This is a genomic window from Nonomuraea sp. NPDC049695, from assembly GCF_040674955.1.
Lineage (GTDB): Bacteria > Actinomycetota > Actinomycetes > Streptosporangiales > Streptosporangiaceae > Nonomuraea > Nonomuraea helvata.
Window position 1 is genome coordinate 176,811 of record NZ_JBFANV010000003.1, and the last position, 25,353, is coordinate 202,163.

Annotated in this window: 21 protein-coding genes; 15 read left to right on the forward strand and 6 right to left on the reverse strand. The window is 70.7% G+C overall.

Features of this window, described 5'->3' with window-relative positions:
• Window positions 1–77: 77 nt before the first annotated feature.
• Together AB0J64_RS04330 and AB0J64_RS04335 are read left to right on the forward strand one after the other, a co-directional pair.
• Window positions 78–731: a DUF998 domain-containing protein gene (locus AB0J64_RS04330; protein ID WP_364020398.1), complete on the forward strand. Its 654-nt coding sequence runs from the start codon at window positions 78–80 to the stop codon at window positions 729–731.
• Between the two features lie 109 nt (window positions 732–840).
• Complete coding sequence (locus AB0J64_RS04335; protein ID WP_364020400.1) at window positions 841–2,013, forward strand: MFS transporter; 1,173 nt, start codon at window positions 841–843, stop codon at window positions 2,011–2,013.
• A gap of 60 nt (window positions 2,014–2,073) precedes the next feature.
• On the opposite strand, the gene AB0J64_RS04340 is transcribed toward AB0J64_RS04335, so the two are convergent.
• Window positions 2,074–3,012 carry a Gfo/Idh/MocA family oxidoreductase gene (locus tag AB0J64_RS04340; RefSeq protein ID WP_364020403.1) on the reverse strand — a complete coding sequence of 313 codons (939 nt, stop codon included), beginning with the start codon at window positions 3,010–3,012 and terminating at the stop codon, window positions 2,074–2,076.
• A gap of 49 nt (window positions 3,013–3,061) precedes the next feature.
• On the reverse strand, window positions 3,062–4,465 hold the full coding sequence (locus AB0J64_RS04345; RefSeq protein ID WP_364020406.1) for a PLP-dependent aminotransferase family protein: 1,404 nt from the start codon (window positions 4,463–4,465) through the stop codon (window positions 3,062–3,064).
• 68 nt (window positions 4,466–4,533) lie between these two features.
• On the opposite strand from AB0J64_RS04345, the gene AB0J64_RS04350 reads away from it, so the two are divergent.
• On the forward strand, window positions 4,534–5,415 hold the full coding sequence (locus tag AB0J64_RS04350) for a DMT family transporter (protein ID WP_364020409.1): 882 nt from the start codon (window positions 4,534–4,536) through the stop codon (window positions 5,413–5,415).
• Window positions 5,416–5,441: 26 nt separating this feature from the next.
• Complete coding sequence (locus tag AB0J64_RS04355; protein WP_364020412.1) at window positions 5,442–7,097, forward strand: fumarate hydratase; 1,656 nt, start codon at window positions 5,442–5,444, stop codon at window positions 7,095–7,097.
• A gap of 91 nt (window positions 7,098–7,188) precedes the next feature.
• On the opposite strand, the gene AB0J64_RS04360 is transcribed toward AB0J64_RS04355, so the two are convergent.
• Window positions 7,189–7,377: a DUF5999 family protein gene (locus AB0J64_RS04360; protein WP_344992766.1), complete on the reverse strand. Its 189-nt coding sequence runs from the start codon at window positions 7,375–7,377 to the stop codon at window positions 7,189–7,191.
• A gap of 743 nt (window positions 7,378–8,120) precedes the next feature.
• On the opposite strand from AB0J64_RS04360, the gene AB0J64_RS04365 reads away from it, so the two are divergent.
• The 3 genes from AB0J64_RS04365 to AB0J64_RS04375 all read left to right on the forward strand — a co-directional run bounded on the left by AB0J64_RS04365 (window position 8,121) and on the right by AB0J64_RS04375 (window position 12,399).
• A complete protein-coding gene (locus AB0J64_RS04365) occupies window positions 8,121–9,233 on the forward strand; it encodes a serine/threonine-protein kinase (RefSeq protein ID WP_364020416.1) in 1,113 nt (370 codons plus the stop codon).
• Between the two features lie 35 nt (window positions 9,234–9,268).
• Complete coding sequence (locus tag AB0J64_RS04370) at window positions 9,269–10,927, forward strand: protein kinase (protein WP_364020419.1); 1,659 nt, start codon at window positions 9,269–9,271, stop codon at window positions 10,925–10,927.
• 86 nt (window positions 10,928–11,013) lie between these two features.
• On the forward strand, window positions 11,014–12,399 hold the full coding sequence (locus AB0J64_RS04375) for a class II fumarate hydratase (protein ID WP_344992775.1): 1,386 nt from the start codon (window positions 11,014–11,016) through the stop codon (window positions 12,397–12,399).
• On the opposite strand, the gene trpD is transcribed toward AB0J64_RS04375, so the two are convergent.
• Window positions 12,382–13,434, reverse strand: coding sequence for an anthranilate phosphoribosyltransferase (gene trpD / locus AB0J64_RS04380; protein ID WP_364020422.1), 1,053 nt, complete (start codon window positions 13,432–13,434; stop codon window positions 12,382–12,384). The genes AB0J64_RS04375 and trpD overlap by 18 nt on opposite strands.
• Window positions 13,435–13,674: 240 nt before the next feature.
• Between trpD and AB0J64_RS04385 the strand changes: the two genes are divergently transcribed.
• The 5 genes from AB0J64_RS04385 to AB0J64_RS04405 are packed head-to-tail and all read left to right on the forward strand — an operon-like array spanning window position 13,675 to window position 19,744.
• Window positions 13,675–14,427, forward strand: a complete 753-nt coding sequence (locus AB0J64_RS04385; RefSeq protein ID WP_364020425.1) for a 3-hydroxybutyrate dehydrogenase — start codon at window positions 13,675–13,677, stop codon at window positions 14,425–14,427.
• Window positions 14,427–16,271, forward strand: a complete 1,845-nt coding sequence (locus tag AB0J64_RS04390; protein ID WP_364020428.1) for a GAF domain-containing protein — start codon at window positions 14,427–14,429, stop codon at window positions 16,269–16,271. Before AB0J64_RS04385 ends, AB0J64_RS04390 begins: the two co-directional genes overlap by 1 nt.
• A 55-nt stretch (window positions 16,272–16,326) precedes the next feature.
• Window positions 16,327–17,601 (forward strand): MFS transporter, encoded by a 1,275-nt coding sequence (locus AB0J64_RS04395; protein WP_344992786.1) that lies wholly within the window; start codon window positions 16,327–16,329, stop codon window positions 17,599–17,601.
• Window positions 17,598–18,599, forward strand: a complete 1,002-nt coding sequence (locus tag AB0J64_RS04400; protein WP_364020432.1) for an alpha/beta hydrolase — start codon at window positions 17,598–17,600, stop codon at window positions 18,597–18,599. Before AB0J64_RS04395 ends, AB0J64_RS04400 begins: the two co-directional genes overlap by 4 nt.
• Window positions 18,596–19,744 (forward strand): prolyl oligopeptidase family serine peptidase, encoded by a 1,149-nt coding sequence (locus AB0J64_RS04405; protein ID WP_364020435.1) that lies wholly within the window; start codon window positions 18,596–18,598, stop codon window positions 19,742–19,744. The genes AB0J64_RS04400 and AB0J64_RS04405 overlap by 4 nt, the downstream gene beginning before the upstream one ends.
• On the opposite strand, the gene AB0J64_RS04410 is transcribed toward AB0J64_RS04405, so the two are convergent.
• Both AB0J64_RS04410 and AB0J64_RS04415 read right to left on the reverse strand, forming a co-directional pair.
• The gene (locus AB0J64_RS04410; RefSeq protein ID WP_364020438.1) at window positions 19,734–21,728 is read right to left on the reverse strand and encodes a glycosyltransferase family 2 protein; all 1,995 of its coding nucleotides are present in this window, start codon (window positions 21,726–21,728) and stop codon (window positions 19,734–19,736) included. The two genes, AB0J64_RS04405 and AB0J64_RS04410, sit on opposite strands and share 11 nt — an antisense overlap.
• Window positions 21,729–21,798: 70 nt before the next feature.
• Entirely contained in the window at window positions 21,799–22,491 is a 693-nt protein-coding gene (locus AB0J64_RS04415) for a lytic transglycosylase domain-containing protein (protein ID WP_364020440.1), read from the reverse strand.
• Between the two features lie 284 nt (window positions 22,492–22,775).
• Between AB0J64_RS04415 and AB0J64_RS04420 the strand changes: the two genes are divergently transcribed.
• From AB0J64_RS04420 to AB0J64_RS04430, 3 genes are read left to right on the forward strand one after another with little or no spacing between them, the layout of a single operon-like run.
• The gene (locus tag AB0J64_RS04420) at window positions 22,776–23,450 is read left to right on the forward strand and encodes a response regulator transcription factor (protein WP_357601479.1); all 675 of its coding nucleotides are present in this window, start codon (window positions 22,776–22,778) and stop codon (window positions 23,448–23,450) included.
• The gene (locus AB0J64_RS04425) at window positions 23,447–24,859 is read left to right on the forward strand and encodes a HAMP domain-containing sensor histidine kinase (protein ID WP_364020444.1); all 1,413 of its coding nucleotides are present in this window, start codon (window positions 23,447–23,449) and stop codon (window positions 24,857–24,859) included. Before AB0J64_RS04420 ends, AB0J64_RS04425 begins: the two co-directional genes overlap by 4 nt.
• Window positions 24,856–25,353 (forward strand): hypothetical protein, encoded by a 498-nt coding sequence (locus tag AB0J64_RS04430; RefSeq protein WP_364020446.1) that lies wholly within the window; start codon window positions 24,856–24,858, stop codon window positions 25,351–25,353. Before AB0J64_RS04425 ends, AB0J64_RS04430 begins: the two co-directional genes overlap by 4 nt.

Below are 25,353 nucleotides of genomic sequence, written 5' to 3' on the forward strand. Positions count from 1 at the left end.
GCTTGATCATCAGGGCCGGCCTGAACGGAATCTACGCGCGCCCCTCTCCGTTGATCTCGGCAAAGGGAGGTGTGTACGTGCATCAACCGGCGCGATGGGGTCTCGGCGCGGCAGGCGCGGGCATAGCGATGATCGTGGTCCTGGAGCTGACCAGTTTCGGCGAGATGAACCCGCTCAGGCGGACCATCAGCGAGCACGGCCTCGGCCCCGACGGATGGATCTTCGGCTTGGCCGTGGGGCTGCTCGCGACCGGGTCGGCGGCCATCGGGGTGTCGCTGGCGCGCAAGCGGCTGGCCGGGATCTTCGGCACCATCGCGCTCATGGGGTGGAGCGTGGGGCTGTTCATGACGGCGTGGTTCGAGAAGAACGACTGGGCGGTGGGGCCGAGCCTGCACGGGAGCATCCACCGGGCGGGCAGCTTCATCGCCTTCCTCAGCCTGCCGCTGGCCGCCGTGATCATCGCCAGGCCCTGGCGGCACCGCGAACGGTCGAGGGCCACGCTGGTGGCGTTCGGGCTCGGGATCTGCTCGGTGCTGTGGGTCGTGGGCATCGCCACGGTCATGGTGATCGGGGCGAGGCAAGGACTGCCGTGGTGGCGCGCCATGCCGCTCGGGCTCGTGGAGCGCGGCATGGCCGTCACGGAGGTGGCCGCCCTCCTCGCGCTCGGCGTATGGGCCGCAGCCAGGCAACTCGAAACTGCCGCGAAGGTCGCTCAGGAAGACCAGCGCTGAAGGGAGATTCCCGGCGGGGGCGGGCAAGATCGTGGGTGGCGGAACGGAGTGGCGGGCCGCTAACCTGACCCCGCCTCACGTTTGATGTCCCCCCGATCAGGAGGCCGTAGTGCCGTCCCTGCGTGATCGCCAGGCCCGCCTCGCCACGTACGTCGTCTATGCCGTACAGGGCCTGTCATTCGCCTCGCTCCTCATCCAGGTCGCCAACCTGCAGACCAAGCACGGCCTCGATGACGGAACCCTGACGCTCCTGCTGCTGATCGTGCCCGTGTTCGCGGGGGCCGGCAGTGTGGCGGCGGGCACGTTCGCCAGCCGGTACGGCAGCAAGCTGCTCCTGCGCATCGCCCAGCCCGTGGTCGCGGCCGCCGTGGTGCTCGTCGGGCTGGCCCCGAACGTGCCGCTGTTGCTGCCGGTGCTCCTGCTGTTCGGGCTGGGCGTGGGCGCGGTGGACGCGGGCATGAACATGCAGGGCGTGGCGGTCGAGCGCAGGTACGGCGTGCAGGTGCTGAACGGGTTCCACTGCGTGTGGAGCGCGTTCAGCGTGATCGGGGCGGTATGGGCGTCGGTGGCCGCCGACCTCCCGCTCCCGTTGATCATGTCGATCCCGATGGTGTTCGCGGTGGCGGGCTCTCTCGCTTTCGGGCGCAGCCTGTGCACGCCCGAGGAGGAGAAGGTCGAGGACGCCCCGGCGGACGCGGCCACCGGCGGGTTCCCGTGGCGGCCGATCATCCCGCTCTGCCTGGCCATGGCCTTCCTGTACGTCGGCGACGCCGCGGTGTCCAACTTCAACACCGTGTTCATGAAGAACGTGCTCCATGCGAGCGCGCAGGTGATCCCGCTGGCGTACGTCGCGTACCAGGCGACCACGCTGGCCGTCCGGCTCGGCGGCGACCTCGCGGTCAGGCGGTACGGCCCCGCCGCCATCGTCAGGATCGGCGGCGTGATCGCCACCGTGGGCTTCCTCGGCGTCGTCCTCGCCCCGAACCAGCCGCTGGCCATCGTCGCCTTCGGGCTGACCGGGGTGGGGCTTTCCGTGGTGGCGCCGCAGTCGTTCTCGGCGGCGGGCAAGCTCGACCCGGCGGGGACCGGGGTGGCCATCGCCCGGGTGAACCTCTTCAACTACGTCGGCTTCATCGTGGGCGCCGCCCTGGTGGGCGGCATCTCGGACGCCACGGACATGCGGGTGGCGTTCGCCGCGCCCCTGGTGCTGGCCTCCGCCATCATCGCCCTCGCGGCAGGCTTCCAGCCCAAGCGCCAGGCCCCCGACCCCTCCACCGCCTGACACCCCGATCGAGGCGCACGACGATCACCGGGGAGGCCGCGAGCGGCGCTCCAGCGGGCTTCAGTGCCGCACCTCCGCGACCTCGACGGTACGGCGCTCACGCAGCGACAGGTCGGCGGCCTCGGCCACGTAGAGGGCCTCGAGCGCGTCCTCGATCGTGCAGAGGCTCTTGTCGCTGGTCAGGAAGGCGTCGATCTCGTCGCGGTAGGCCGCCTCGAAGCGGGTGACGAAGTCGGGCCAGGGCTCGCCGGGGGCGGGCAGGCCCTCGGTCGAGTGCAGCGGGGCGCGCGGGCCGAGGCCGACGGCCTGGGTGCGCCTGGTGCCGGCCAGCTCCATGCGCACGTCGTACCCGCCGCCGTTGTAACGCGAGCCCTGCAGGGTGGCCAGCGTGCCGTCGTCCAGGGTGAGGAGCGCGGCGCTGGTGTCGACGTCGCCCGCCTCGGCGAAGAACGACGCACCGCGGTTCGCCCCCGTCGCGTGGACCGAGACCACCTCGTGGCCCGTCACCCAGCGCAGGATGTCGAAGTCGTGGATGTGGCAGTCGCGGAAGATGCCGCCCGAGGTCGCGATGTACTCGGCGGGCGGCGGCGCGGGGTCGGCGGTGATCAGGTGAACGCGGTGCAGCTCCCCCAGCTCCCCGCCGCGCAGTGCGTGCGCCGCCGCCACGTAACCGGGGTCGAACCTGCGCTGGAACCCGATCTGCACCCGGTTGCCCGCGCTCGCCTCCAGCACCTTGACGGTCTCGGCCACCGTGCTCGCGACCGGCTTCTCGCAGAAGACCGGTATGCCGCGCTCGCAGGCCCTGATGATGAGCTCGGCGTGCGTGCCGGTCGGGGTCGCGATCACCACGGCGTCCGACTCGAAGGGGTCCCCCGGCCTGCCGTACGGCGACGTACGCACGGGATCGGCCACGATCAGCTCGTCCACCAGCGGATGCGCGGCCAGGGTCGCGGCGTGAAAGGCTCCGATCCTGCCCAGACCCAGCAGTCCCACACGCATGGCGCCTCCAATCGGGATCAGGTCTTCTTTCTAAGCGAGGTCTTCTCCCTCAGTCAACGTTTTGTCCTGACATTCTGACCTTTAAGCCTCGTACGGCCTCAGCAGCCTTGTGCGCCGGCAGCCGGGCGAACCCCACCACCACGGCCGCGGGCCCCGGCGATTCGCGCATCGGCCCCACGGGCTCGGTCGACAGGCCGAGCTCCTGGGCGGCGCGCGTGGTCCTGAGCTCGTCCCAGCCGTCCGGCAGCTCCAGGTAGACGTGCAGGCCCGCGTCGATGCCCTTGACCCGGACCTCGGGCAGCTCCTCGGCCAGCGCCGTGACCAGGGCGTCCCGTCGGCGGCGGTACTTCCGGCGCATCCTGCGCAGGTGCTTGTCGTAGCCGCCGGTACGCAGGAAGTGCGCCAGCGCGTACTGCTCGATGACCGGCGAGCCCAGGTCCAGCTCGCCTCGTGCCCGGCGCACCGCCTCGGCCAGGTCGGGGGGAGCCGCCACCCAGCCCAGGCGGAGGCCCGGCGCCATCGCCTTGCTCACGCTGCCCGAGAGGATCACCCGGTCGGGCGCCAGGCCCTGGAGGCAGCCCACGGGGTCGCGGTCGAAGCGGAACTCGGCGTCGTAGTCGTCCTCGAGGATCGTCCGGTCGCCCGCGTACGCCCACTCCATCAGGGCGGCCCGGCGCGGCGGCGACAGGACCACGCCGGTCGGGTACTGGTGCGCCGGCGTGACCACGACGGCGTCGCCGCTCAGCCGCCGCACGTCCAGGCCCTCCTCGTCCACGGGGACCGGCACGAGGTGCGCGCCCGCCCGCCTGAGCAGCGGCACCTGGCGGTGGCTCGTCGGGTCCTCGACGGCCAGCCGGAGCGGGCGCCGCCGGCCCAGCACGTGCAGGACCAGGCTCAGGCCCTGGGCCACGCCGCCCACGATCACGAGGTTCTCCGGGCGCACGTCCGCCGCCCTGACCCGCCTGAGGTAGCCGGCCAGCTCTTCGCGCAGCTCGGGCACTCCCCCGGGGTCTCCGTAGTCGAGGGCGTCCGAGGGGACGGTGGTCAGGACGTGCCTGACGGAGGCGAGCCAGCGCTCGCGGGGGAAGTGGCTGAGGTCAGGAGAGGTGGGGCGATGCCCGTAGTACGGCCCGCACACGGGAGCGGCATTCGAGTGCCCCGGCTCGGGCCGGGGCGACGCCTTCGGGCGGGTGGCGGTCCTGGCGGTGGCCTTGGGGGTGACCTGGGTGCCGACGCCCACCTTGGAGACCAGGAAACCCTCGGCGACGAGCTGCTCGTACGCCTCCACCACCACGCCCCTGGAGACCTGGAGGTCGGTGGCCAGGTCGCGGGTCGCGGGAAGGCGGGTGCCGGGGGTGAGCCGCCCGCCCCTGATGGACTCGCGCAGCTCGGAGGCGATCTGCCCGGCAATCCCTCCCTCATCACGATTTATTTGGATATGGAGATCAGCCATATTGGTCCTGTCTTTTGGCGGGACATTGGACTGTTTGTGAGAGCCATTGTCTCCCTAGCATCCTCCGCATGAGAAACGGCATCTTGGGGGCCGCCTCGGCCATGTTCCTCGTCGGGACGCTGGCCGGAGTGTCCGGACTCGTGGACGGCTATCCCCTGTACGGCGGCCAGGCGATCCGGTATCTCGCGGCTTCGGTCATCCTGCTTCTCATCACGCGAGCGCTCGGCCTGCGGTTCGTCCGGCTCACGCTGCGCGAGGCCCTCTGCCTGGGCGGGCTCACCCTGCTCGGCCTGGTGATATTCAACGTCTGCGTGGTCGAGTCGACGCGCGCCTCCGGGCCCGCCCTGGTCGGCACCGTGCTCGGCACCGTGCCGCTGGCCCTCGCGCTGGCCGGCGGCCGCCCGGCGCCCCGGCTGCTGGCCGGGGCCTGCGTGGTGGTGGCCGGGGCGACGCTGGCCACCGGGCTCGGCAGCGGCAACCTTCCCGGGCTGCTGTGGGCGCTGGGCGCGCTCGTGGGCGAGGTGAGCTTCTCCATGCTCGCCATCCCGCTGCTGCCGAAGCTGGGGCCGATCAGGGTGTCGGCCTACTCGACGGCGCTGGCCGTGCCTCTGCTGGCCGTGATCGGGCTGGCCGATGACGGGGTGGCCGGGATGTTCAGGCCGCCGACCTGGGCGGAGGCGCTGGGGTTCGCGTACCTGGCGGTGGTGGTGACGGTCGTGGCGTTCTTCCTCTGGTACAGCTCGCTGCCCAGGCTGGGCCCCGGCCGCGCCGGGCTCTTCGCGGGGCTCATCCCGGTGGGCGCCATCATGACGGGCGCGGTGCTCGGGGTGGCGACGCCCTCCGCGTACGACCTGCTGGGCGCGGGACTCGTGATCGTGGGCATCCTCGTGGGCCTGACCGCGGAGCGCTCGCGAACGGTCTCTGAAGTGCCCGCGCCCGGAGGCGCGTAATCTCTTGGGGGATCGAAAGGATGGACATGGGCGACTTCGACTACACCGACCTGCTGCCGCTGGGAGCCGATGAGACCGAGTATCGGCTGATCACATCGGAGGGGGTGCGGAAGGTCGAGGCGGCCGGGCGTACGTTCCTCGAGGTCGAGCCGGAGGCGCTGCGCCTGCTGACCGAGACGGCCATCCACGACATCTCCCACTTCCTGCGGGCCTCGCACCTCGCCCAGCTCAGGAAGATCGTCGATGACCCCGAGTCCAGCGGCAACGACCGGTTCGTGGCGCTCGACCTGCTCAAGAACGCCTCCATCTCCGCCGGCGGCGTGCTGCCCATGTGCCAGGACACCGGCACCGCGATCGTCATGGGCAAGCGCGGGCGCCACGTGCTCACCGACGGGCTCGACGCCGAGCACATCTCGCGGGGCGTGTACGACGCGTACACCAAGCTCAACCTGCGTTACTCGCAGATGGCCCCGCTGACCATGTGGGAGGAGAAGAACACCGGCAGCAACCTGCCCGCCCAGGTCGAGCTGTACGCCGAGGACCCGCACGGCCACCCGGACGAGTACAAACTGCTGTTCATGGCCAAGGGCGGCGGCTCGGCCAACAAGTCGTTCCTGTACCAGGAGACCAAGGCCGTGCTCAACGAGAAGCGCATGATGGCCTTCCTGGAGGAGAAGATCCGCTCGCTGGGCACCGCGGCCTGCCCGCCGTACCACCTGGCCGTCGTCGTGGGCGGCACCTCCGCCGAGTTCGCGCTGAAGACCGCCAAGTACGCCAGCGCCCGCTACCTCGACTCGATCCCCACGGAAGGATCGGCCTCGGGGCACGGGTTCCGCGACCTGGAGATGGAGGCCAAGGTCTTCGAGCTGACGCAGAAGCTGGGGATCGGGGCGCAGTTCGGGGGCAAGTACTTCTGCCACGACGTACGCGTCATCCGCCTGCCCCGGCACGGCGCCTCCTGCCCGGTGGCCATCGCTGTCTCCTGCTCGGCCGACCGCCAGGCGCTCGCCAAGATCACGCCTGAGGGCGTCTTCCTGGAGAAGCTGGAGACCGACCCGGCGCGCTTCCTCCCGGAGACCACCGACGAGCACCTCTCGGACGACGTCGTACAGATCGACCTCAACCGGCCCATGCCCGAGATTCTCGCCGAGCTGACGAAATATCCGGTCAAGACCCGCCTCTCGCTCACCGGCCCCCTCGTGGTCGCCCGCGACATCGCCCACGCCAAGATCGCCGAGCTGCTGGACAACGGCGGCGAGATGCCGCAATACCTCAAGGACCACGCCGTCTACTACGCCGGACCAGCCAAGACCCCCGAAGGGTACGCCTCTGGCTCGTTCGGGCCGACGACGGCCGGGCGGATGGACTCGTACGTGGGGCGCTTCCAGGCGGCGGGCGGCTCGATGGTCATGCTGGCCAAGGGCAACCGCTCCAAGCAGGTCACCGAGGCCTGTCAGAAGCACGGCGGCTTCTACCTGGGCTCCATCGGCGGTCCCGCGGCGCGGCTGGCGCAGGACTGCATCAAGAAGGTCGAGGTGCTGGAATATCCGGAGCTGGGGATGGAGGCGGTGTGGAAGATCGAGGTGGTGGACTTCCCCGCGTTCATCGTGGTGGACGACAAGGGTGACGACTTCTTCACCGACCGCACCGGCCCGGCGCTGACCATCGGCCGCCGCGCCTGACCAGCGCCCTTCCGACGAACGGCCGTCGCCGGGCGGACACCCTGTCCCCCGGCCAAGGCCCGCAGTCGGATCGGTGGGGAGTGGTGGGGGCTCAGGCGGCCACCGGAGCCCGGTGCGGCGCCACCACGGTGCCGTCGGGCAGCAGCAGGCCGGTGTCCTCGAACAGCACGACGCCGTTGCAGAGCAGGCTCCACCCCTGGTCCGGGTGGGCCGCGATCACGTGCGACGCCTCACGGTCGGGCGAGTCGGCGCTGGGGCATACGGGGTAGTGACAGCACATCGCGCACCTCTCAGATTGCGCTCCTGATTCGTGGCATTCAAAAGGGCAACGAGCGCCCCGATGGCGTGCGAAGGTCCAGCGTGGCTCTTGTCGACTTCTTGGGCCGGCGGCGAACCTGGGTCTGGCGCATCTTCATCACGTCCCTCAATAGCCTGTCGTCAGTAGTGGAAGCGCGGCGTACACCCTCAGTCTGACCATCGAGCCCGACAGTTTGCGGACCCTTGGGAGAACGCCAGCCCTCTCTCTTGGCTGTACCATGCCTCGCCCCCCTTTCGGCACCCTTACAAGTGGCTGACAGCCAGCCTGCCGTACCCCTGAAAGCCCCTCCCAGGCATCATGCACATTTATCTGCGACTCATGTGTGCCGGACGACACACATCCACGGCGAGCTGCGCGAACACGCCCGGGAAAGTTCGGCGGGAAGCCCGCGCGGGCGGCGGGTAAGGGCTCACACGCGGCCGGACCAATCCGATCCCCGCGACATTGCCAAGAGAAGGCCTGGACCCACTCCGACGGAGCGTCACCGGCCGACGGCTCTGGGCTGTGGCGGGCCTCCAGGGGGAACACGCGTACTATCTTCAAGAGCCAGGACCGCGTCGAGAAACTGCGCGCCCCCGTGAACTGGGCGGATGCGTCCCAGAGGTTTGCTGACGTGACGAGTCAGGCAGGTTGACTTAAGTTCGCAACAATTTATCGGCCGTGCCTCTACTGGTCGGTTTACACAAATAGGTAAGCTGCCAGGCATGCGTGCGCCCTCTGGTTACCTTCTCGCCGCGCGCTACCGGCTTGTGGAACCGGTCGGACGCGGCGGCATGGGCACCGTTTGGCGGGCGCATGACGAGCTGCTCGACCGTGACGTGGCGGTCAAGGAGGTGCGGCTGCCGACCGTGCTCGACGAGGAGCTGCGCGCCGAGCTGTGCGCGCGCACCGAGCGCGAGGGCAGGGCGACCGCGATGGTCGCGCACCCGTCGGTCATCACCGTCTTCGACGTGGTCACCGAGGACGACCGGCCGTGGATCGTGATGGAGCTGCTCCGGGCCAAGTCCCTGGAACAGCTCATCCAGGAGGAGGGACCGCTCCATCCGCGCAGGGCCGCCGAGATCGGCCGGCAGATCCTCGGAGCACTGCGTGCCGTTCACGCCAAGGGCATCCTGCACCGCGACGTCAAGCCGAGCAATGTGCTGGTGACCGAGGACCGCGCGGTGCTCACCGACTTCGGGCTGGCCGCACTCGAGGGTGACGTTTCCATCACCCAGGTAGGCATCGTTCTGGGGTCCGCGGGATACATCGCTCCAGAGCGGTTGCTCGGCTCGAAGGCGAGCCCCGCGGGCGATCTGTGGTCGCTCGGCGCGACCCTCTACACCGCCGTCGAGGGCAGGGGCCTGCACGGCCGCCGTACGGCCGCCGCCGCGCTGGCGGCGCTGACGAGTGGCGAGCCGATCCCGATGACCAAGGCGGGGCCGCTGGCCCCCGTGCTCGACGCGCTGCTCAGGATCGACCCCCAGACCAGGCTCGACTCCGTACGGGCCTCGCTCATGCTGGCCAGGGTGGCCGCGGGCGGCTCGGCCGAGGAGCCCCTGCCGCCGCGCAAGTCCGTACGCATGGGCACCACGACCATCACGCCGCCGTCTTTCGCGCGCAGGCCCACGCACCGCGGGCTGCACAGGGCGGACGTCGCTACGACAGCGCTGTCGGTCCCGGCTCCGCGCCAAGAACGTAAAGCCGGTGAAGGCGTGCACAGGAAACGCGTTGAAGCGCGGCCGACACCGTCCGCTTATGCCCGTTTCAAAGCGGCGGTGATAAAGTTGTGTCTTCCTCGACGGTTCTGGCCAAGAGAACTTCGCAAGCGAGGTTAAAGCACTTCCCAAGCGAGAATCGATATCTTCTTCTCATGCCGGAACAGCAGACACGCCTGCTCGCGGAGCGCTACGAGCTCATAGCCCCGCTCGGCCGGGGCACCATGGGCACGGTGTGGCGCGCCCGCGACCGCGCGCTCGGGCGCGAGGTGGCGGTCAAGGAAATCCGCCAGGACCCCGGTCTCACCGAGGAACAGCGGGCCGAGCTGCGTGAACGCATGGTCCGTGAGGGTCGCGTCGCCTCACGCATCAACCATCCCTCCGTCGCCGCCATCCACGACGTGCTGATCCAGGACGACAGCCCGTGGATCATCATGGAGCTCATCCATGCCCGCTCGCTGGAGCAGGTGATCGAGGAGGAGGGGCCGCTGCCGCCGCGTCTGGTGGCGGAGATCGGCGTGGACCTGCTCGGGGCGCTGCGCGCCGCGCACGCCAAAGGCATCACCCACCGCGACGTCAAGCCGGGCAACGTGCTCATCACCGAGAACGGGCGCGTGGTGCTGACCGACTTCGGCATCGCCAAGGCGGAGGGCGACTCGCGGCTGACGAAGACGGGCATGGTGATCGGCTCGCCCGGCTACACGGCACCGGAACGTGCCAGAGGCGAGTACACCGGCCCCGAGTCCGACGTCTGGTCACTCGGGGCGACGCTGTACTTCGCCGTCGAGGGACGGCCCGCCTACGAGCGGGCCACGATCGCGGAGACGCTGGCGGCGCTGCTCACCGAGAGCGCCGACCCGCCGACGCAGGCAGGGCAGCTGCGCCCCGTGCTGAACGGGCTGCTGAACAAGGACTACCGGCAGCGGCTCGGCGCTGCCAAGGCGGAGATGCTGCTGCGCATGCTCGCCGAGACCCCCACGAGCGAGATGCCGGTGCTCACGGCCGAGGCTCTTATGGCGCAGGAGGGACCTATGCCCGATTCGTTCGCCACCCCCAAGAGCCCCGCCGCTCCCCAGCCTTCCGCAGGCCAACCCTGGGGTCAGGGCCAACGTCCGGCCGGACCGGGGGCGCAGGGCCCCGGTGGACCACCCGTGGGTGCTCCCGGCCGTCCCGGTAAGCCGATGCCCGTGGGTCCGGGCGGCCCCGTACAGGGTGGGCCCGGCGCTCAAGGGCCGGGGCAGCGACCGGTTCCGGCGACCGCGTCAGGGCCGCAGGGGCCGAGCGGCCCCAATGCGCCCACCGCCCCACGGATCACTCCGCCCGGCCGCCCGCTGCCGGGGTCCGGCGGCGCGCCGCAGGCCGGTGCTCAGGGTGCCGCTGAGGCGGCGTACGACCCCGAGCGGACGATCAGCATCGCGCGACCCAAGGGACCGCTCCCCCCGGCTGTCGAGCGCCCCCAGCCCCCGCAGCACCCGACCGACGAGGGCGCCGTCGCCACCCAGCGCATCCAGCTCCCGCCGCCGCCCGGCCAGCAGGTGTATCCGCTGCCCCCACAGACGGCAGGCCGGCCCCAGCCCGCTCCCCAGCAGCCTGCCATGCCGCAGCAGCAGGGCCAGCAGCAGCAGGGCCGGCCGCAGGTCCCCCCGCAGGTCCCGCATCAGGGGAAGGGCCTGGGCACGGACCTGTTCGCCATCGCGGGCAACCCGGAGCAGCAGCCCACCGGCCGCCGCAACGGCATGCTGGTGCTCATGACCGTGGCCGCCGTCGCGGCCGTGGTGATCGCCGTCCTCATCGTGGCCCTCTTCTCGGCCTGAGTTCTCGGCCTGAGTTCTCGGTCTGAGTTCTCGGGCCGGCCACCCGCGCCTCGGGAAGCGCACAGCCGTGGGCCAGACTGGAAGTCATGAGCGAGTTCAGAATCGAACATGACTCGATGGGCGAGGTACGCGTGCCCGCAGGCGCCAAATGGCGCGCGCAGACCCAGCGGGCAGTGGAGAACTTCCCGATCTCGGGGCGCCCTCTTGAGCCGTCCCACATCGCCGCGCTCGGCCTGATCAAAGCGGTGGCCGCCGAGGTGAACGGCGAGCTGGGCGTGATCGACAAGGACCTGGCCGAGGCCATCGCCCAGGCCGCCGCCGACGTCGCCGAGAACGAGCACGACGCCCACTTCCCGATCGACGTCTTCCAGACCGGCTCCGGCACCTCGTCCAACATGAACGCCAACGAGGTGATCGCGACGCTGGCGGAGGAGCGCCTCGGCCGTCCCGTGCACCCGAACGACCACGTGAACGCCTCCCAGTCGTCCAACGACGTCTTCCCGACGTCGATCCATGTGGCGGCGGCGACCGAGGTGACGTTCCATCTGCTGCCCTCGCTCCAGCACCTGGCGGCGGCGCTGCGGGAGAAGGCGATCGAGTTCGACGGGGTCGTGAAGTCGGGGCGCACCCATCTGATGGACGCGACCCCGGTGACGCTCGGTCAGGAGTTCGGCGGCTACGCCACCCAGATCGAGCGCGGCGTCGTACGGGTCTCGGCGGCCCTCGAGCACGTCCTTGAGCTGCCTCTGGGCGGCACCGCCGTGGGCACCGGCATCAACACCCCGCCCGGCTTCGCCCAGGAGGCCATCGCGAAGCTCCGCGAGGCGACCGGCATCCCGTTCGTCGAGGCCGGCGACCACTTCGAGGCCCAGGGCGCGCGCGACTCGATCGTCGAGCTGTCGGGCCAGCTCAAGGTGGTGGCCGTCTCGCTCACGAAGATCGCCAACGACCTCCGCTGGATGGGCTCGGGCCCGAGGGCCGGGCTGGCCGAGATCAACCTGCCGGATCTGCAGCCCGGCTCGTCCATCATGCCCGGCAAGGTCAACCCGGTGATCCCCGAGGCCACGACCATGGTCGCGGCCCAGGTCATCGGGAACGACGCGGCGATCACGTTCGCCGGCGCGTCCGGCAACTTCGAGCTGAACGTGCAGCTCCCGGTCATCGCGCGCAACATCCTGGAGTCGATCAGGCTGCTGGCGAACGTGTCGCGGCTGCTCGCCGACCGCTGTGTCTCCGGCATCACGGCCAACGTCGAGCGCCTGCGCGAGTACGCCGAGTCGTCCCCGTCGATCGTCACCCCGCTGAACAGGTACGTCGGCTACGAGGAGGCCGCGAAGATCGCCAAGCAGGCTCTGGCCGAGCGCAAGACCATTCGCGAGGTCGTCATCGAGCGCGGCCACGTGGCCAACGGCACCCTGACCGAGGAGCAGCTGGACGCCGCGCTCGACGTGCTGTCAATGACGAGACCCTGACGCCGGCGCCCGGGTGGCCTCGGCCCAGCGGGTGAGCAGGGAGAGCGCGGCGCCGGAGTCGACCGCGTCCGCGGCCCGTTTGCAAGCGGCGCCCAGGGCGGCCGTGAGTTCGGGCGCGGGCGGCGTGCCCTCCCCGGCCACCACGGCGGCGGCCGCGTTGAGCAGCACGACGTCGCGCACCGGCCCCCGCTCCCCGGCGAGCACCGCCCGCGCCACGGCCGCGTTGTGCCGGGCGTCGCCGCCGCGCAGGTCCTCGGGGCGCGACCGCGGGATCGACAGGTCGGCCGGGTCGAAGCCGGTACGCGTCACGGTGCCGCGGCGTACCACCCAGACCGTGGAGGGGCCCGAGGTGGTGAGCTCGTCGAGCCCGTCGTCGCCCCTGAAGACCAGTGAGGAGCCGCCGCGCTCGGCCAGCACGCCCGCGATGACCGGCGCCATCCCGGGATGGAAGACGCCGACCGCCTGGGCGGGCGGCAGCGCGGGGTTGGTGAGCGGGCCCAGGAAGTTGAAGACCGTGGGGACGCCCAGCTCGCGGCGCGGCCCGGAGGTGCGTCTCAGCCCGGGGTTGAACGCGGGCGCGAAGCAGAACGTGATGCCGACCTCGTCCGCGACCCTCACCACGGCGGCCGGCGACAGGTCGACGACCACGCCGAGCTCCTCCAGCACGTCTGCCGCGCCCGCCATGGAGGAGGCGGCCCTGCCGCCGTGCTTGACCACCTTGACGCCCGCGGCGGCGGCGACGATGGCGGCCATCGTGGAGATGTTCACCGTGTTGGCGCGGTCGCCGCCGGTGCCGACGAGGTCGACGGGATCGCCGGAGACCCTGATGGCGGCCGACCTGGACAGCATGCCGTCGGCCAGCCCGGACACCTCCGCCACGCTCTCGCCCTTGGCCCGCAGCGCGACCGCGAACGCGGCGATCTGGGCGTCCGTCGCCGCCCCCGAGATGATCTGCTCCATGGCCCATCGGGCCTGGCGTGAGGTGAGGGACACGCCGTCGAGCAGCGTGGTGAGCAGTGCGGGCCAGGTCGTCATGGGGTGCGCCCCTTTCGTCAGTGCTCGACGGAGGCGCCACAGAAATGCCGACGGCCGCCTCGTCGAGGCGGCCGTAGTGCGTATACGCCAGGAGGTCCGCCTAGGAGGCGGGCCACCACTGGGACGAATACGCGATCACGCGCTCAACATAGCAGATTCCGTAGATCCACATAGAACGGCGCTCATCTATGTCGCCCGCACCCATGCGTCGAAGCGCGGCGACCGCCTAGGGTTCGGGATATGGCGAAGGAGCTGACGGGGCGGACCGCGCTTGTGACGGGGGCGGGAGGCGGCATCGGGGCGGCCTGCGCCCGGCGCCTGGCCGCCGAGGGGGCCAGGGTGCTGGTCGTCGACATGCGGGCCGAGCCCGCCGAGAAGGTGGCCGCCGAGATCGGCGGCACCGCCGTGGTCGCCGATCTGAGCGATCCCGGCTTCGTGGCGTCGCTGCCGGACGAGCCGGTGGACATCGTGGTGAACAACGCCGGGTTCCAGCACGTCGCGCCGGTCGAGGAGTTCCCGCCCGAGGTCTTCTCGACGATGCTCAAGGTGATGGTCGAGGCGCCGTTCCTGATCGCGCGCAAGGTGCTGCCCGGCATGTACGCCAAGGGCTGGGGCCGGTTCGTGAACATCTCGTCGGTGCACGGGCTGCGGGCCTCGCCGTACAAGTCGGCCTACACGACGGCCAAGCACGCGCTGGAGGGATTCTCCAAGGTCGTGGCGCTCGAAGGGGCCCCGCACGGGGTGACCTCGACCTGCGTCTGCCCCGCGTACGTGCGGACCGGGCTGGTCGAGGCGCAGATCGCCGACCAGGCTAAAGTGCACGGCATCGAGCCGGACGAGGTCGTGGGGAGCATCATGCTGCAGCCCGCCGCCGTCAAGCGGCTGATCGAGCCGGAGGAGGTGGCCGAGTTGGTCAACTATCTGTGCGGCCCGGCGGGGTCGTTCATCACGGGCGTGTCGCTGCCGGTGGACGGCGGTTGGACGGCGCGCTAGTGAGCACACACTTCCTCGAACTGCTGGCCAGGGAGGCCTCCGCGGTCGAGTTCGAGGGGCCGATCATCGCGGCCAGGGCGGCCGGGGCGGACCCGGCGACGATCGAGGAGCTGGAGCAGGCCAAGGTCGAGGCGCTCAAGGTGCGCGAGCTGCTCAAGCGGCGTGCCAGGCGCGAGGCCGAGCTGTCGGCGCTGTACGACACGGCCGGCGACCTGGCCGCGCTGCGCGACCTCGACGCCGTGCTGGAGGCCATCGTGCACCGGGCCAGGCAGCTCCTGGCCACCGACGTCGCCTACATGACGCTGCACGACCCCGAGCAGGGCGACACGTACATGCGGGTCACCGACGGCTCGATCTCGGCCAAGTTCCGGGCGCTGCGGCTGGCCATGGGGGCGGGGCTGGGCGGGCTGGTGGCGCAGACGGCCACGCCGTACTCGACGGCCGACTACTTCGCCGACTCCCGCTTCCGGCACAAGGAGCACATCGACGAGGCCGTCAAGGAGGAGGGCCTGGTCGCGATCCTGGGCGTGCCGCTGCGGCTGGGCCAGCGGGTGATCGGCGTGCTGATGGCGGCCAACCGCAGCGCGCGGCCGTTCCACCAGGAGGAGGTGTCGCTGCTGGCCAGCCTGGCCGCGCACGCCGCCGTCGCGATCGACAACGCCAGGCTGCTGCAGGAAACCAGGAACGCGCTGGAGGAGCTCTCCCAGGCCCACAGGATCGCCAGGGAGCACGGCGACGCCGTGGAGCGGGGCGCGCTGGCCCACGACCGGATGACCTCGCTGGTGCTGCGCGGCGGCGGGATCGAGGACGTGGCGGCGGTGGTGACCGACGTGCTCGGCGGCTCGCTGGCCGTGCTGGACGACCTGGGCCGCCCGCTCACCGGTGACGTGGGCGAGCTGGACGCGGGCGTGTTCGAGGCGGCGCAGGCGTCCAGGGCGCTGGGACGTACCGTGCGGAGGGGCGACCTGCTGATCGCGTCCGTGGACGTCGGCGGCGAGCCGCTGTGCACGCTGATCCTGCGCAGCGACGACGCCGACGAGCGCATCCTGGAGCGGGCGGCGCTGGTGTGCGCGCTGCTCCTGCTGTTCCGCAGGAGCGTGGCGGAGGCCGAGGGCCGGGTCAGGGGCGAGCTGCTCGACGACCTGATCTCCCGGCCCGACTCCCCCGGGCTGGCCGACCGGGCGCGGAGGCTGGGCGTGGACCTGCACGCGCCGCATGTCGTGGTGGTCGCCAAGCATGGCGGCCAGCGGGAGCGGGCCGCGTTCTGGGCCTCGTCGCAGGCCGCGCTGAGGCACGGGCTGGCGGCGGGGCGGGGCGACGAGGTCGTGCTGCTGCTGCCCGGCGAGAACGCGGGCCGCGCCGCCCAGAACGTGGCCGCCGAGCTGAGCGCGTCCCTGCACAGCCCGGCCACTGCCGGCGCGTCGAAAGCCGCCGTCGACGGTGACGTGGCCGGCGCGTACCAGGAGGCGCGCAGGTGCGCGGAGGCGCTGATCGCGCTCGGGCGGGCCGGTGACGGCGCGAGCGCGGCCGAGCTGGGGTTCGTGGGGCTGCTCGTCGGCGACGGCCGCGACGTGCTCGGCTTCGTCGGCAGGGTGATCGGCGCCGTGATCGACTACGACGCCCGCAGGGGCACCGCGCTCACCGACACGATGGCCGCCTACTTCGGTTCGGGCGGCTCACCCTCCCGTACGGCCGAGACCATGCACATCCACGTCAACACCGTCACGCAACGGCTCGACCGGATCGGCAAGCTGCTCGGCGACGGCTGGCTGGAGCCCGAGCGCGCGCTCGAGATCCAGCTCGCGCTCCGCCTGCACCGGCTCGGCCACACATCCACCCCATAGACTGTGGGCTCCGGCCCCATATGAGTGATGCCGGTCACTCCCTAGCGTGACCGGCATGGCCACTTCCATCAAGAAGATCGTCGCCGCGAGCCTGATCGGCACCACCATCGAGTGGTACGACTTCTTCCTGTACGGCTCGGCAGCCGCCCTCGTCTTCAACAAGCTCTTCTTCCCCGAGTCCGACCCCCTGACCGGCACGCTGCTGGCGTTCCTCACCTACGCCGTCGGATTCGTCGCCCGCCCGCTCGGCGGCCTGGTCTTCGGCCACTTCGGCGACCGGATCGGCCGCAAGACGCTGCTGGTCGTCAGCCTGCTGACGATGGGCGCGGCGACGTTCCTGATCGGCTGCCTGCCGACGTACGAGACCCTGGGCCCGTCCGCGGCGCTGCTGCTGACCGCGCTCCGGCTCGTGCAGGGCTTCGCGCTCGGCGGCGAGTGGGGCGGCGCGGTGCTGATCGTCTCCGAGCACGGAGAGACGGACCGCCGCGGCTTCTGGGCCTCGTGGCCGCAGGCCGGAGCTCCCGGCGGCAACCTGCTGGCCACCGGCGTCCTGGCCGCCCTGGCCGCCTGGCAGTCGGACGAGGCGTTCCTGGCGTGGGGCTGGCGGGTGCCGTTCCTGCTGTCGGGCGTGCTGGTGCTGATCGGGCTCTGGATCCGGCTGACGATCACCGAGTCGCCGGTGTTCCAGCAGGCCCCGCCGGAGAAGGCGCCGCCCATCAAGGGGGTGTGGCGGTACCACCGCAAGGACGTGCTCACCGCGATCGGCGCGCGGCTCGCGGAGAACATCTCGTTCTACCTCCTCACCGTCTTCGTCATCACGTACGCGAAGTCAGCGAAGATCGAGAACTCCACCGTGCTGAACGCGGTGCTGATCGCCTCGGCCATCCACTTCGTCACGATCCCGATGTGGGGCGCGCTGTCCGACCGGATCGGCCGCCGCCCGATCTACCTGGCGGGCGCCGCCGGGATCGGGGTGTGGATCTTCGCGTTCTTCCCGCTCGTGGACACCGGCAACTTCCTGGTGATCACCTTCGCCGTCACCGTCGGCCTGCTCTTCCACGGCATGATGTACGGCCCGCAGGCGGCCTTCTTCTCCGAGCTCTTCGGCACGAGGATGCGCTACACCGGCGTCTCCATCGGCGCCCAGCTCTCGGCGATCGTGGCCGGCGCGCTCGCCCCGATCATCGCGGTCGCGCTGCTGAAGAGCTACTCCAGCAGCGTGCCCATCTCCGCCTACCTCGGTGTGGCGGCGGTGCTCACCCTGATCGCCGTCTACGCAGCGCGCGAGACCCAGGGCCGCGACCTGGCCGAAAGGGTCCACGCGAAATGAGAATCGCCACGCCGAGGCTCACCCAGAACGTCCTGGCCGTCGAGGGCAGGGACACCGGCGAGCCCGTGCTGTTCGTGCACGGCAACGTCTCGTCGTCCGCCTTCTGGCGCGACAGCATGGCCGCGCTGCCCGACGGCTACCGCCCGCTCGCGGTGGACCTGCGCGGGTTCGGCGAGAGCGACCCCGCGCCCGTGGACGCCACCAGGGGCCTGCGCGACTACTCCGACGACGTGATCGAGCTGGTCGAGGCGCTCGACCTGGACGGGGTGCACCTGGTCGGCTGGAGCCTGGGCGGCGGCATCGTCCTGCAGGTCCTTCGCGACCGGCCGGCCGCCGTCAGGAGCGTCACCCTGGTCAACCCGATCTCCCCGTACGGCTTCGGCGGCACGGAGGGCCCGGACGGCCGCCTCACGCATCCCGACGGCACCGGGGCGGGAGCCGGGGCCGCCAACCCGGACTTCGTGGCCCGGCTCAAGGCGGGCGACATGTCGGACGAATCTCCCACGTCACCCCGTAGCGTCTTCCGCTCCTCGTACGTCAAGCACCCCGAGGTCGCCGACGAGGACTTCTACGTACGCTCGATGCTCACCACCCACGTGGGCGAGGCCAACTACCCCGGCGACGCCGCCACCTCCCCCGAATGGCCCGGCGTGGCCCCCGGCAAGACCGGCCTGCTCAACGCCATCGCTCCCACCAACTTCCGCCTGGACGACCTCCACGAGATCGATCCCAAGCCGCCCGTCCTGTGGATCAGAGGCGCCGACGACGTGATCGTCTCGGACACGTCGCTGTTCGACCTGGCCCACCTGGGCGCGCTCGGCGTGGTGCCCGGCTCCCCAGGCACGCCGGCCCAGCCCATGGTGGCCCAGACGCGGGCCGTGCTGGAGCGTTACGGGCCGTACCGCGAGGTCGTGCTCGACGACTGCGGCCACAGCCCGCACCTGGAGCACCCGGAAGAGTTCCATCGCCTGCTGGCCGACCACCTCGGAGAGGCATGATGTTCGTCGCGCTGACTTTGGTGGCCGGCCTGCTCACGCCGGTCCCGCAGCTCACGGTCCCGGGCGCGGAGCAGGCCGTGGTGGCCACGCTGGACGACCTGACCACCGCGGGCACGGTGAAGACCGGCCACACCGACCCGGCCGACTGGGCGGGCCTGCACTCGGCCGCCACGGTCAACCCGACGGGCGTGCCGGGCACCCAGATCGACGGCTATTTCCCCGACACCTCCACCACCAACGCCACGCACGGCTGGAACCACGACTCCCAGTTCGTGATCAGGCTCCCCGACAAGTGGAACGGCGGCCTCGTCGTCAGCGGCACCCCGGGCAACAGGGAGCAGTACGCCAACGACTACACGATCTCCGACTGGGTCCTGGCCAAGGGGTACGCCTTCGCCGCCACCGACAAGGGCAACGTCGGCGTCGACTTCTACAAGGACGGCCGCCGCCCGGGTGACGCCATCGCCGAGTGGAACGACCGCGTCACGCAGCTCGCGGTGGCCGCCAAGGCGGTCGTCAGGCAGCACTACGGCAAGCGGCCGGAGCGCACGTTCGCCGCGGGCATCTCGAACGGCGGCTACCTGGTCAGATGGCAGCTGGAGAACCGCGGCCGGCTCTACGACGGCGGCGTCGACTGGGAGGGCACGCTCTGGCGGGTCAAGGGCGACAACCTGCTGAGCTTCCTGCCGCCCGCGCTGAAGGCGTACCCGGACGAGGCCGGGGTGCGGGCGGCCGGGTTCGCGGCGGGCTCGGAGTTCCTGTGGCCGTTCCACCGGCAGTACTACTGGGAGCTCACCCAGCAGCTCTACCAGAAGGAGCTGGACCCGTCCTACCAGGGCGCGGCGGCCGACTACGACTACGACGAGCGCAGGCCCTACGCGGCCGTTGCCAAGATCGCGCTGACCGGCCGGATCACCAAGCCGCTGATCACCATCCACGGGACGCTCGACACGCTGCTGCCGATCTCCCGCGACTCCGACGTGTACGCGAAGATGGTCGGCCCCAACCGCCCGTTCCGCTACTACCGTGTCGAAGGCGGCAACCATCTGGACAGTCTGGTCGACGTCTACCCGGACCGGCTCAAGCCCATGCTGCCGGTCTTCAGGAGCGCCTTCGAGGAGCTGGAGGGCTGGGTCAGTCCTTGAGGTAGCGGTGCTTGCCCGCGCGCGCCAGGCGCACCAGGTGACGCGCGCCGGGCAGCCGCCTGCCGATCCTGTGCAGCATGGTGTCCCGGCCCATGGGTGAGCGCCGTCGCTGATCGGCGGCGGCGGGCCTGACCTGGATCCGCCCCCTGCGGATCTCCAGCGCGAACCTCAGCCCGATCTCCTCCTCCGACGCCCGCAGCGACGACAGCCACCGGCCGGGGCCGAGCTGGTCGGGGGTCGGCATCATCCACTTGACCGGCACCTTGGCGACGAGCTGCCCGGCGAACTTGCCCGGCACCCCCGCCTCGACCAGCGCCGGAGCGCACACCTCGCGGCCACTCCGCCCGGTGCTGCGCAGCACCAGCTCCATGGGCGGGCCGCCGCTCGGCGGCACGTACGGGACCGGCAGCACGACGTACACGTGCCCGTCGAGCTTCTTGATCTCCACCCCTGGAGACACCAGTGCGATCGACTCGGAGAACGAGCGCGGCTCGACGGCCAGGCCCAGCTCGCCGTGGTCGGTCCAGCACGGCACCACCAGCCGTACCCTGGGGCGCTGGGCCAGCACGCCCAGGCAGTTGAGCGGGCCGTCGGAGCGCCCGACCCGGCTCCTGGCCTGGTTCGCGCCCCCGAACATGCGTACGTGCACCTCCCACTGGCCGGGCTTGAGCGGCTCGCCGTGTGCGGCCTTGGTCACGTCGAGCCTGGCCTCGCCCCTGATCTGCACCCTGATCTTGTTGCGGCCGTCGGGGACGGTCTCCACGTGCTGCGTCATCGGCAGGAAGTGGATCGCGCCCGTCTCGGAGTGGCGCACGTAGAGGTCGACGCGGGCCCGGGCGACCGCCTCGGTGACGTCGGTGACGCTGTCGTCCAGCGAGCCGGTCTCCAGCGCGCGCGGCGGGATCCAGTGCACGCGCTCGCCCTGCGTGCGGTACCTGTCAGGCGTGCCGTCGCCCGCCAGGACCTCCACGTTCAGCCCGAGCACCAGCACGTGGGCGTCCCAGCGCACTTCGGTCAGGTCGGCGCGGAGGCCGGCGCGCTTGGAGGAGTTCGACAGGAGCACGACCTGGTCCAGGCGGCCCATGCGGACGTACGCGGCCACCACGCGGAGCTGGACCGGGAGATAGCGGTCGAGCCGCGCGGGGAACCGCTCCATCGCGAGCTCCTGCGCCACCCGGAAGTGCAGGCCGCGATCGACGGAGGAGTCGGCGAACCTGGCGGTCAGCAGCGGGCGCAGGACCGCGTAGCGGAACCAGTGGGCGTACATGCGGTCGCGCTGGCGGCCCTCGCCGACGTAGGTGTCGATGTCGTCGAGGAGCCCGATCAGCTCCTTGACCATCGTCCGCGGCTCCTCCTCGTCCCCGCGCCGATCGCCGAGGTGGCAGCAGACGTGCTCGGACAGCACGGCGATGACCTTGGCGCGCAGGAAGGCCCGCATCACGAACGCCTGCTCGGCCATCCGGCCGCCGGGCACGGCGAAGCCCAGGTCGTGCTCCTCCAGGAAGGCGCGGCGGTAGAGCTGCTGCGGCACGAGCAGGCTGAGCAGCCGGTCGCGCAGGATGTCGGCGCGGGCCGTGCCGCGCTCGAAGGCGGTCATCGGCGGCCCGAAGTCCCGGATCAGGCGGCCGATCAGGACGTCGGCGTCGGTCTCCACGGCGCGCTCGTACATGCGGGCGATCGCGTCCTTCTCCAGCCGGTCGCCCTGGTCGAGGAAGTACACGTAGTCGCCGGTGGCGGCCGCCAGGGCCACGTTGCGCCCGCGCGTGGGCGAGCCGGTGTGCGGCAGGTGCAGCACGCGGACGTTCTGGCGGGCGGCGGCGATGGTGTCGAGCCGCTCACCTATCCCGTCGGTGGAGCCGTCGTCCACGAAGATCACTTGGTATTCGGCCGCCGGCATGGTCTGCTCCACGGCCGAACGGATGCACGCGTTGGCGGTGACACCCGGATTGTGGACATTGACGATCACGCTGACCTTCACACCCATGCGGCCAGGGTGCGCGGATATACCCCTTCCGGCGGGGCGGCTTGCCGATTAGAGAAGGAAAGTTGACCCTCTAATACCAACCCACCGACTGTGAATGGCCCCAGGCGGCGCAGGGCGTGCCGTAACGGCCCTTGATATAGCCGAGGCCCCACTTGATCTGGGTCGCGGCATTGGTCTGCCAGTCGGCGCCCGCGCTGGCCATCTTGCTGCCCGGCAGGGACTGCGGGATGCCGTACGCGCCGGAGTAGCGGTTCATCGCCCGCTCGTTCCAGCCGCTCTCCTTGGTCCAGAGCCGCTCCAGGCAGCCCCACTGGTCGCTCCAGCCCATGGAGGCGAGCATGGTCTTGGCGGTGGCCTTGTTGCTGCCCGGCGAGGGATCGCTGCCCGGCGGGAAGTTCATCGAGGGAAACCCGTCGCCGCCCGGCGCCTTCTTGGGCACGACCCAGTCGAGGTCGTTCTTGCCCGCACCGGCACGGCCCTGCTTCAGCTTGTCCGCCTTGGCCGCCTGCTCGGCCGCGTTCTTGAGCGCGTCGCTCTTGGGGTCGGGCACGTAGAGGTTGCCGCTGACGATCGCGCCGAGCTGCTCCGCCGTGAAGGGGTCCACGGGCGGCCTCTTGGCGTTCTCCATCGCGCGGTAGGCGACGAAGCCGCCTCCGCCGACGACGACCACCAGGGAGGCGGCGATGATGATGACCCGCTTCGGGGTGAAACGCGCAGGCCGGCGCGCCGAGGGCAGGTCTTCCTTCGGGGGGCGCTCACTCAACTGCGGACCGGGGCTCACGAACCATGAGCTTGCCTTGTCCCGGGGGGTGGTCCGCAACCGAAACGCGGTAATCGCTTGGCTCTACATTGATTAACCGGCTGGTAAGCACGGCGTTTCTGATCGGTGTGATTTTGGTCACACGAGCCACAGGCTCCCCTTCGGGCACCCGTGACCGAAGGGGAGCCAGTTTCAGGGTGCCGCCCCTACTTCTGGATCCCATCCGCGACATGTCACAGTTTGGTGACTTAGTTCGGGCATTCGGGACATGGAATAATAATGTGCGCGTGGCCGGCATCCTCCTTGTTGAAGACGACCCCTCCGTCCGCACTGCTCTCGAGCTCGCGCTGACCCGGCAGGGGCATTCCGTCACGTCCTATGCGACCGGCGAGGAGGCACTCGACCACATCAGGGCCCGCCGCCCGGAGATCGCGATCCTCGACGTGATGCTCCCGGGCATCGACGGGATCGAGGTGTGCCGCCGCGTACGCAAGCTCGACCAGCTGCCCGTCATCCTGCTCACGGCCCGCGGCGACGACCTGGACGTGGTGGTCGGGCTGGAGGCCGGCGCGGACGACTACGTGGTCAAGCCGGTCGAGCCCAGGGTTCTGGACGCGCGCATCCGCGCCATCCTGCGCAGGGCCGAGTCCGCCGCCTCCGATCGCATCACCTTCGGCGACCTCGTGATCGACCGGGGCGCGCTCAAGGTCACATTGGCCAACAAGGAGATCCATCTGACGCCGACCGAGCTGCGGCTGCTGCTCGAGCTCGTACGCCACCCCGGCCAGGTGCTCAACCGCCGCTACCTGCTGCGCGAGGTGTGGGACCACACGCACATCGCCGACTCGCGGCTGGTGGACGCCTGCGTGCAGCGGATCCGCGCGAAGATCGAGCCGAAGCCGGCCGAGCCCGTGTTCATCCACACGGTGCGCGGGTTCGGCTACCGTTTCAGCCCTCCGTGATCCCGCTGCCCACCGGGCTGCGCGCCCGCCTCGTCATCACGTTCACGCTCGTCGCCGTCACAGCGTCGACGCTGGTCGCCACCATCGGCTTCGAGCTCGCCAAGACCGCGCTCGTGACCCGGGCCGAGAGCACCTCGCTCGACCTGGTCACCAGGGAGCTGAGCAGCATCACCTTCCCTGTCGGCAAGCTCAGGCCGGGCGAGGCCGCGCCGACGACCAAGGATCTGGACCGCGTGACCGCCGCGCTGAGCGGGCCGGGCAGAAGCGTGCTGATCGAGTACGGCAACATGGTCTCCGCCGAGGGGCCCATGACCATGAGCGACGTGCCCAACGAGCTCTACGGCCGGGCCAAGCAGAGCGTCGTCACCCAGCGCAAGATCATCGATGACCAGCTCTGGCTCATCGTCGGCGCCGAGGTCTACCGCGACACCGACAGCGTGCCCGAGGCCACGGGGCTGCGCGCGTTCGTCTTCTTCCCGATGCACGACGACGAAAGTCAGCTCGACACGCTCAGGACCACGCTCGTCCAGGGCGGCGCGGCCATCGTGCTGATCGCCCTGGTGGTGGCGCTGCTGTCGGCCAGGCAGGTGCTGCTGCCGGTCAGGCGGCTCAGCGCGGCCGCGCAGGCGCTCGGCCAGGGCAAGCTGGACACCCGCCTGCCCGTCCACGGGCAGGACGAGCTGGCGGAGCTGACCGCCAGGTTCAACGACGCGGCCGCGGCGCTGGAGCTGAGCGTGTCGGAGCTGCGCGCTCTGGAGGCCATGTCGCGCCGGTTCGTGGCGGACGTCTCGCACGAGCTGCGCACGCCGCTGACCGCGATGACGGCCGTGGCCGACATGCTCTCCGAGGAGGCCAACCGGCTGCCCGAGGCGCCGGCGGAGGCCGTACGGCTGGTGCTCAGGGAGATCGAGCGCCTGCGCGAGCTGGTCGAGCACCTCATCGAGATCAGCCGCTTCGACGCGGGCACGGCCACGCTCAACCTCGAGCCGGTGAACGTGGCCGACGCCATCACGGACTGCCTGGAGGTACGCGGCTGGAGCGACCAGGTGGAGGTCAAGGCCTCCCAGGGCTTGACCGTGAACCTCGATCCGAGGAGGTTCGACGTCATCGTGGCCAACCTGGTCGGCAACGCGCTCAAGCACGGGGAGCGGCCGGTCGTGGTGAGCGCCAGGGGCACGGAGAACGGCCTGGAGGTGAAGGTGCGCGACCACGGCAAGGGCATCCCGGCCGAGGCGCTGCCGCACGTCTTCGACCGCTTCTTCAAGGCGGGCGCGGGCCGGGCCCGCAGCCAGGGCAGCGGCCTCGGCCTCGCGATCGCCAGGGCGAACGTCCACCTCCACGGCGGCACGATCTCCGTACGCCCCCAGAACCCCGGCACCCTGTTCACCGTCTGGCTTCCACACTCATGAAAGCAGTTCTGATCTTCCTCTGCCTGGTCGCCGTGGCGGCCTGTGGCATCTCGCCCACGGACGTCCAGGATCGCGGCAACGTGCCCACCGTCAGGATCCCGCCGCCGTCCAAGACGATCTATCTGATCAGGGACGGCAAGCTCGCCCTGGAGCCGGCCGACGTCGAGAACGACACCGTCGCGAGCCTGCTCGGCGCGCTCTTCGCGGCCTCCGAACAGCCGCTCGGCGAGCGGGACACCGCGCTGCGCGGCTTCACGTACCTGGGGATCAAGGACTCGCTCAACCCCGTGCAGCGGGACGAGATCCAGCTTCCGCGCACCTCGACGCTGACCGTCTACATCAGGGGCGACGGCACGCTGACCAAGCTCGGCAAGGCGCAGATCGTCTGCACGGCGCAGCAGGACGCGGCGTTCGAGCTGGTCAAGATCGTCCGCGAGAACGTGCACCGCCCCTCCAAGTCGGAGGGACGGTACACCTGCGGCGAGCTGAAATGA

What these genes read in the sequence shown, in the direction of transcription:
- AB0J64_RS04345 (WP_364020406.1), bottom strand. Translation starts at nt 4,465, where the DNA reads ATGGCTGATCTCCATATCCAAATAAATCGTGATGAGGGAGGGATTGCC.
- AB0J64_RS04430 (WP_364020446.1), top strand. Translation starts at nt 24,856, where the DNA reads ATGAAAGCAGTTCTGATCTTCCTCTGCCTGGTCGCCGTGGCGGCCTGT.
- AB0J64_RS04385 (WP_364020425.1), top strand. Translation starts at nt 13,675, where the DNA reads ATGGCGAAGGAGCTGACGGGGCGGACCGCGCTTGTGACGGGGGCGGGA.
- trpD (WP_364020422.1), bottom strand. Translation starts at nt 13,434, where the DNA reads ATGACGACCTGGCCCGCACTGCTCACCACGCTGCTCGACGGCGTGTCC.
- AB0J64_RS04350 (WP_364020409.1), top strand. Translation starts at nt 4,534, where the DNA reads ATGAGAAACGGCATCTTGGGGGCCGCCTCGGCCATGTTCCTCGTCGGG.
- AB0J64_RS04395 (WP_344992786.1), top strand. Translation starts at nt 16,327, where the DNA reads ATGGCCACTTCCATCAAGAAGATCGTCGCCGCGAGCCTGATCGGCACC.
- AB0J64_RS04360 (WP_344992766.1), bottom strand. Translation starts at nt 7,377, where the DNA reads ATGTGCTGTCACTACCCCGTATGCCCCAGCGCCGACTCGCCCGACCGT.
- AB0J64_RS04340 (WP_364020403.1), bottom strand. Translation starts at nt 3,012, where the DNA reads ATGCGTGTGGGACTGCTGGGTCTGGGCAGGATCGGAGCCTTTCACGCC.
- AB0J64_RS04370 (WP_364020419.1), top strand. Translation starts at nt 9,269, where the DNA reads ATGCCGGAACAGCAGACACGCCTGCTCGCGGAGCGCTACGAGCTCATA.
- AB0J64_RS04410 (WP_364020438.1), bottom strand. Translation starts at nt 21,728, where the DNA reads ATGGGTGTGAAGGTCAGCGTGATCGTCAATGTCCACAATCCGGGTGTC.
- AB0J64_RS04365 (WP_364020416.1), top strand. Translation starts at nt 8,121, where the DNA reads ATGCGTGCGCCCTCTGGTTACCTTCTCGCCGCGCGCTACCGGCTTGTG.
- AB0J64_RS04400 (WP_364020432.1), top strand. Translation starts at nt 17,598, where the DNA reads ATGAGAATCGCCACGCCGAGGCTCACCCAGAACGTCCTGGCCGTCGAG.
- AB0J64_RS04355 (WP_364020412.1), top strand. Translation starts at nt 5,442, where the DNA reads ATGGGCGACTTCGACTACACCGACCTGCTGCCGCTGGGAGCCGATGAG.
- AB0J64_RS04375 (WP_344992775.1), top strand. Translation starts at nt 11,014, where the DNA reads ATGAGCGAGTTCAGAATCGAACATGACTCGATGGGCGAGGTACGCGTG.
- AB0J64_RS04405 (WP_364020435.1), top strand. Translation starts at nt 18,596, where the DNA reads ATGATGTTCGTCGCGCTGACTTTGGTGGCCGGCCTGCTCACGCCGGTC.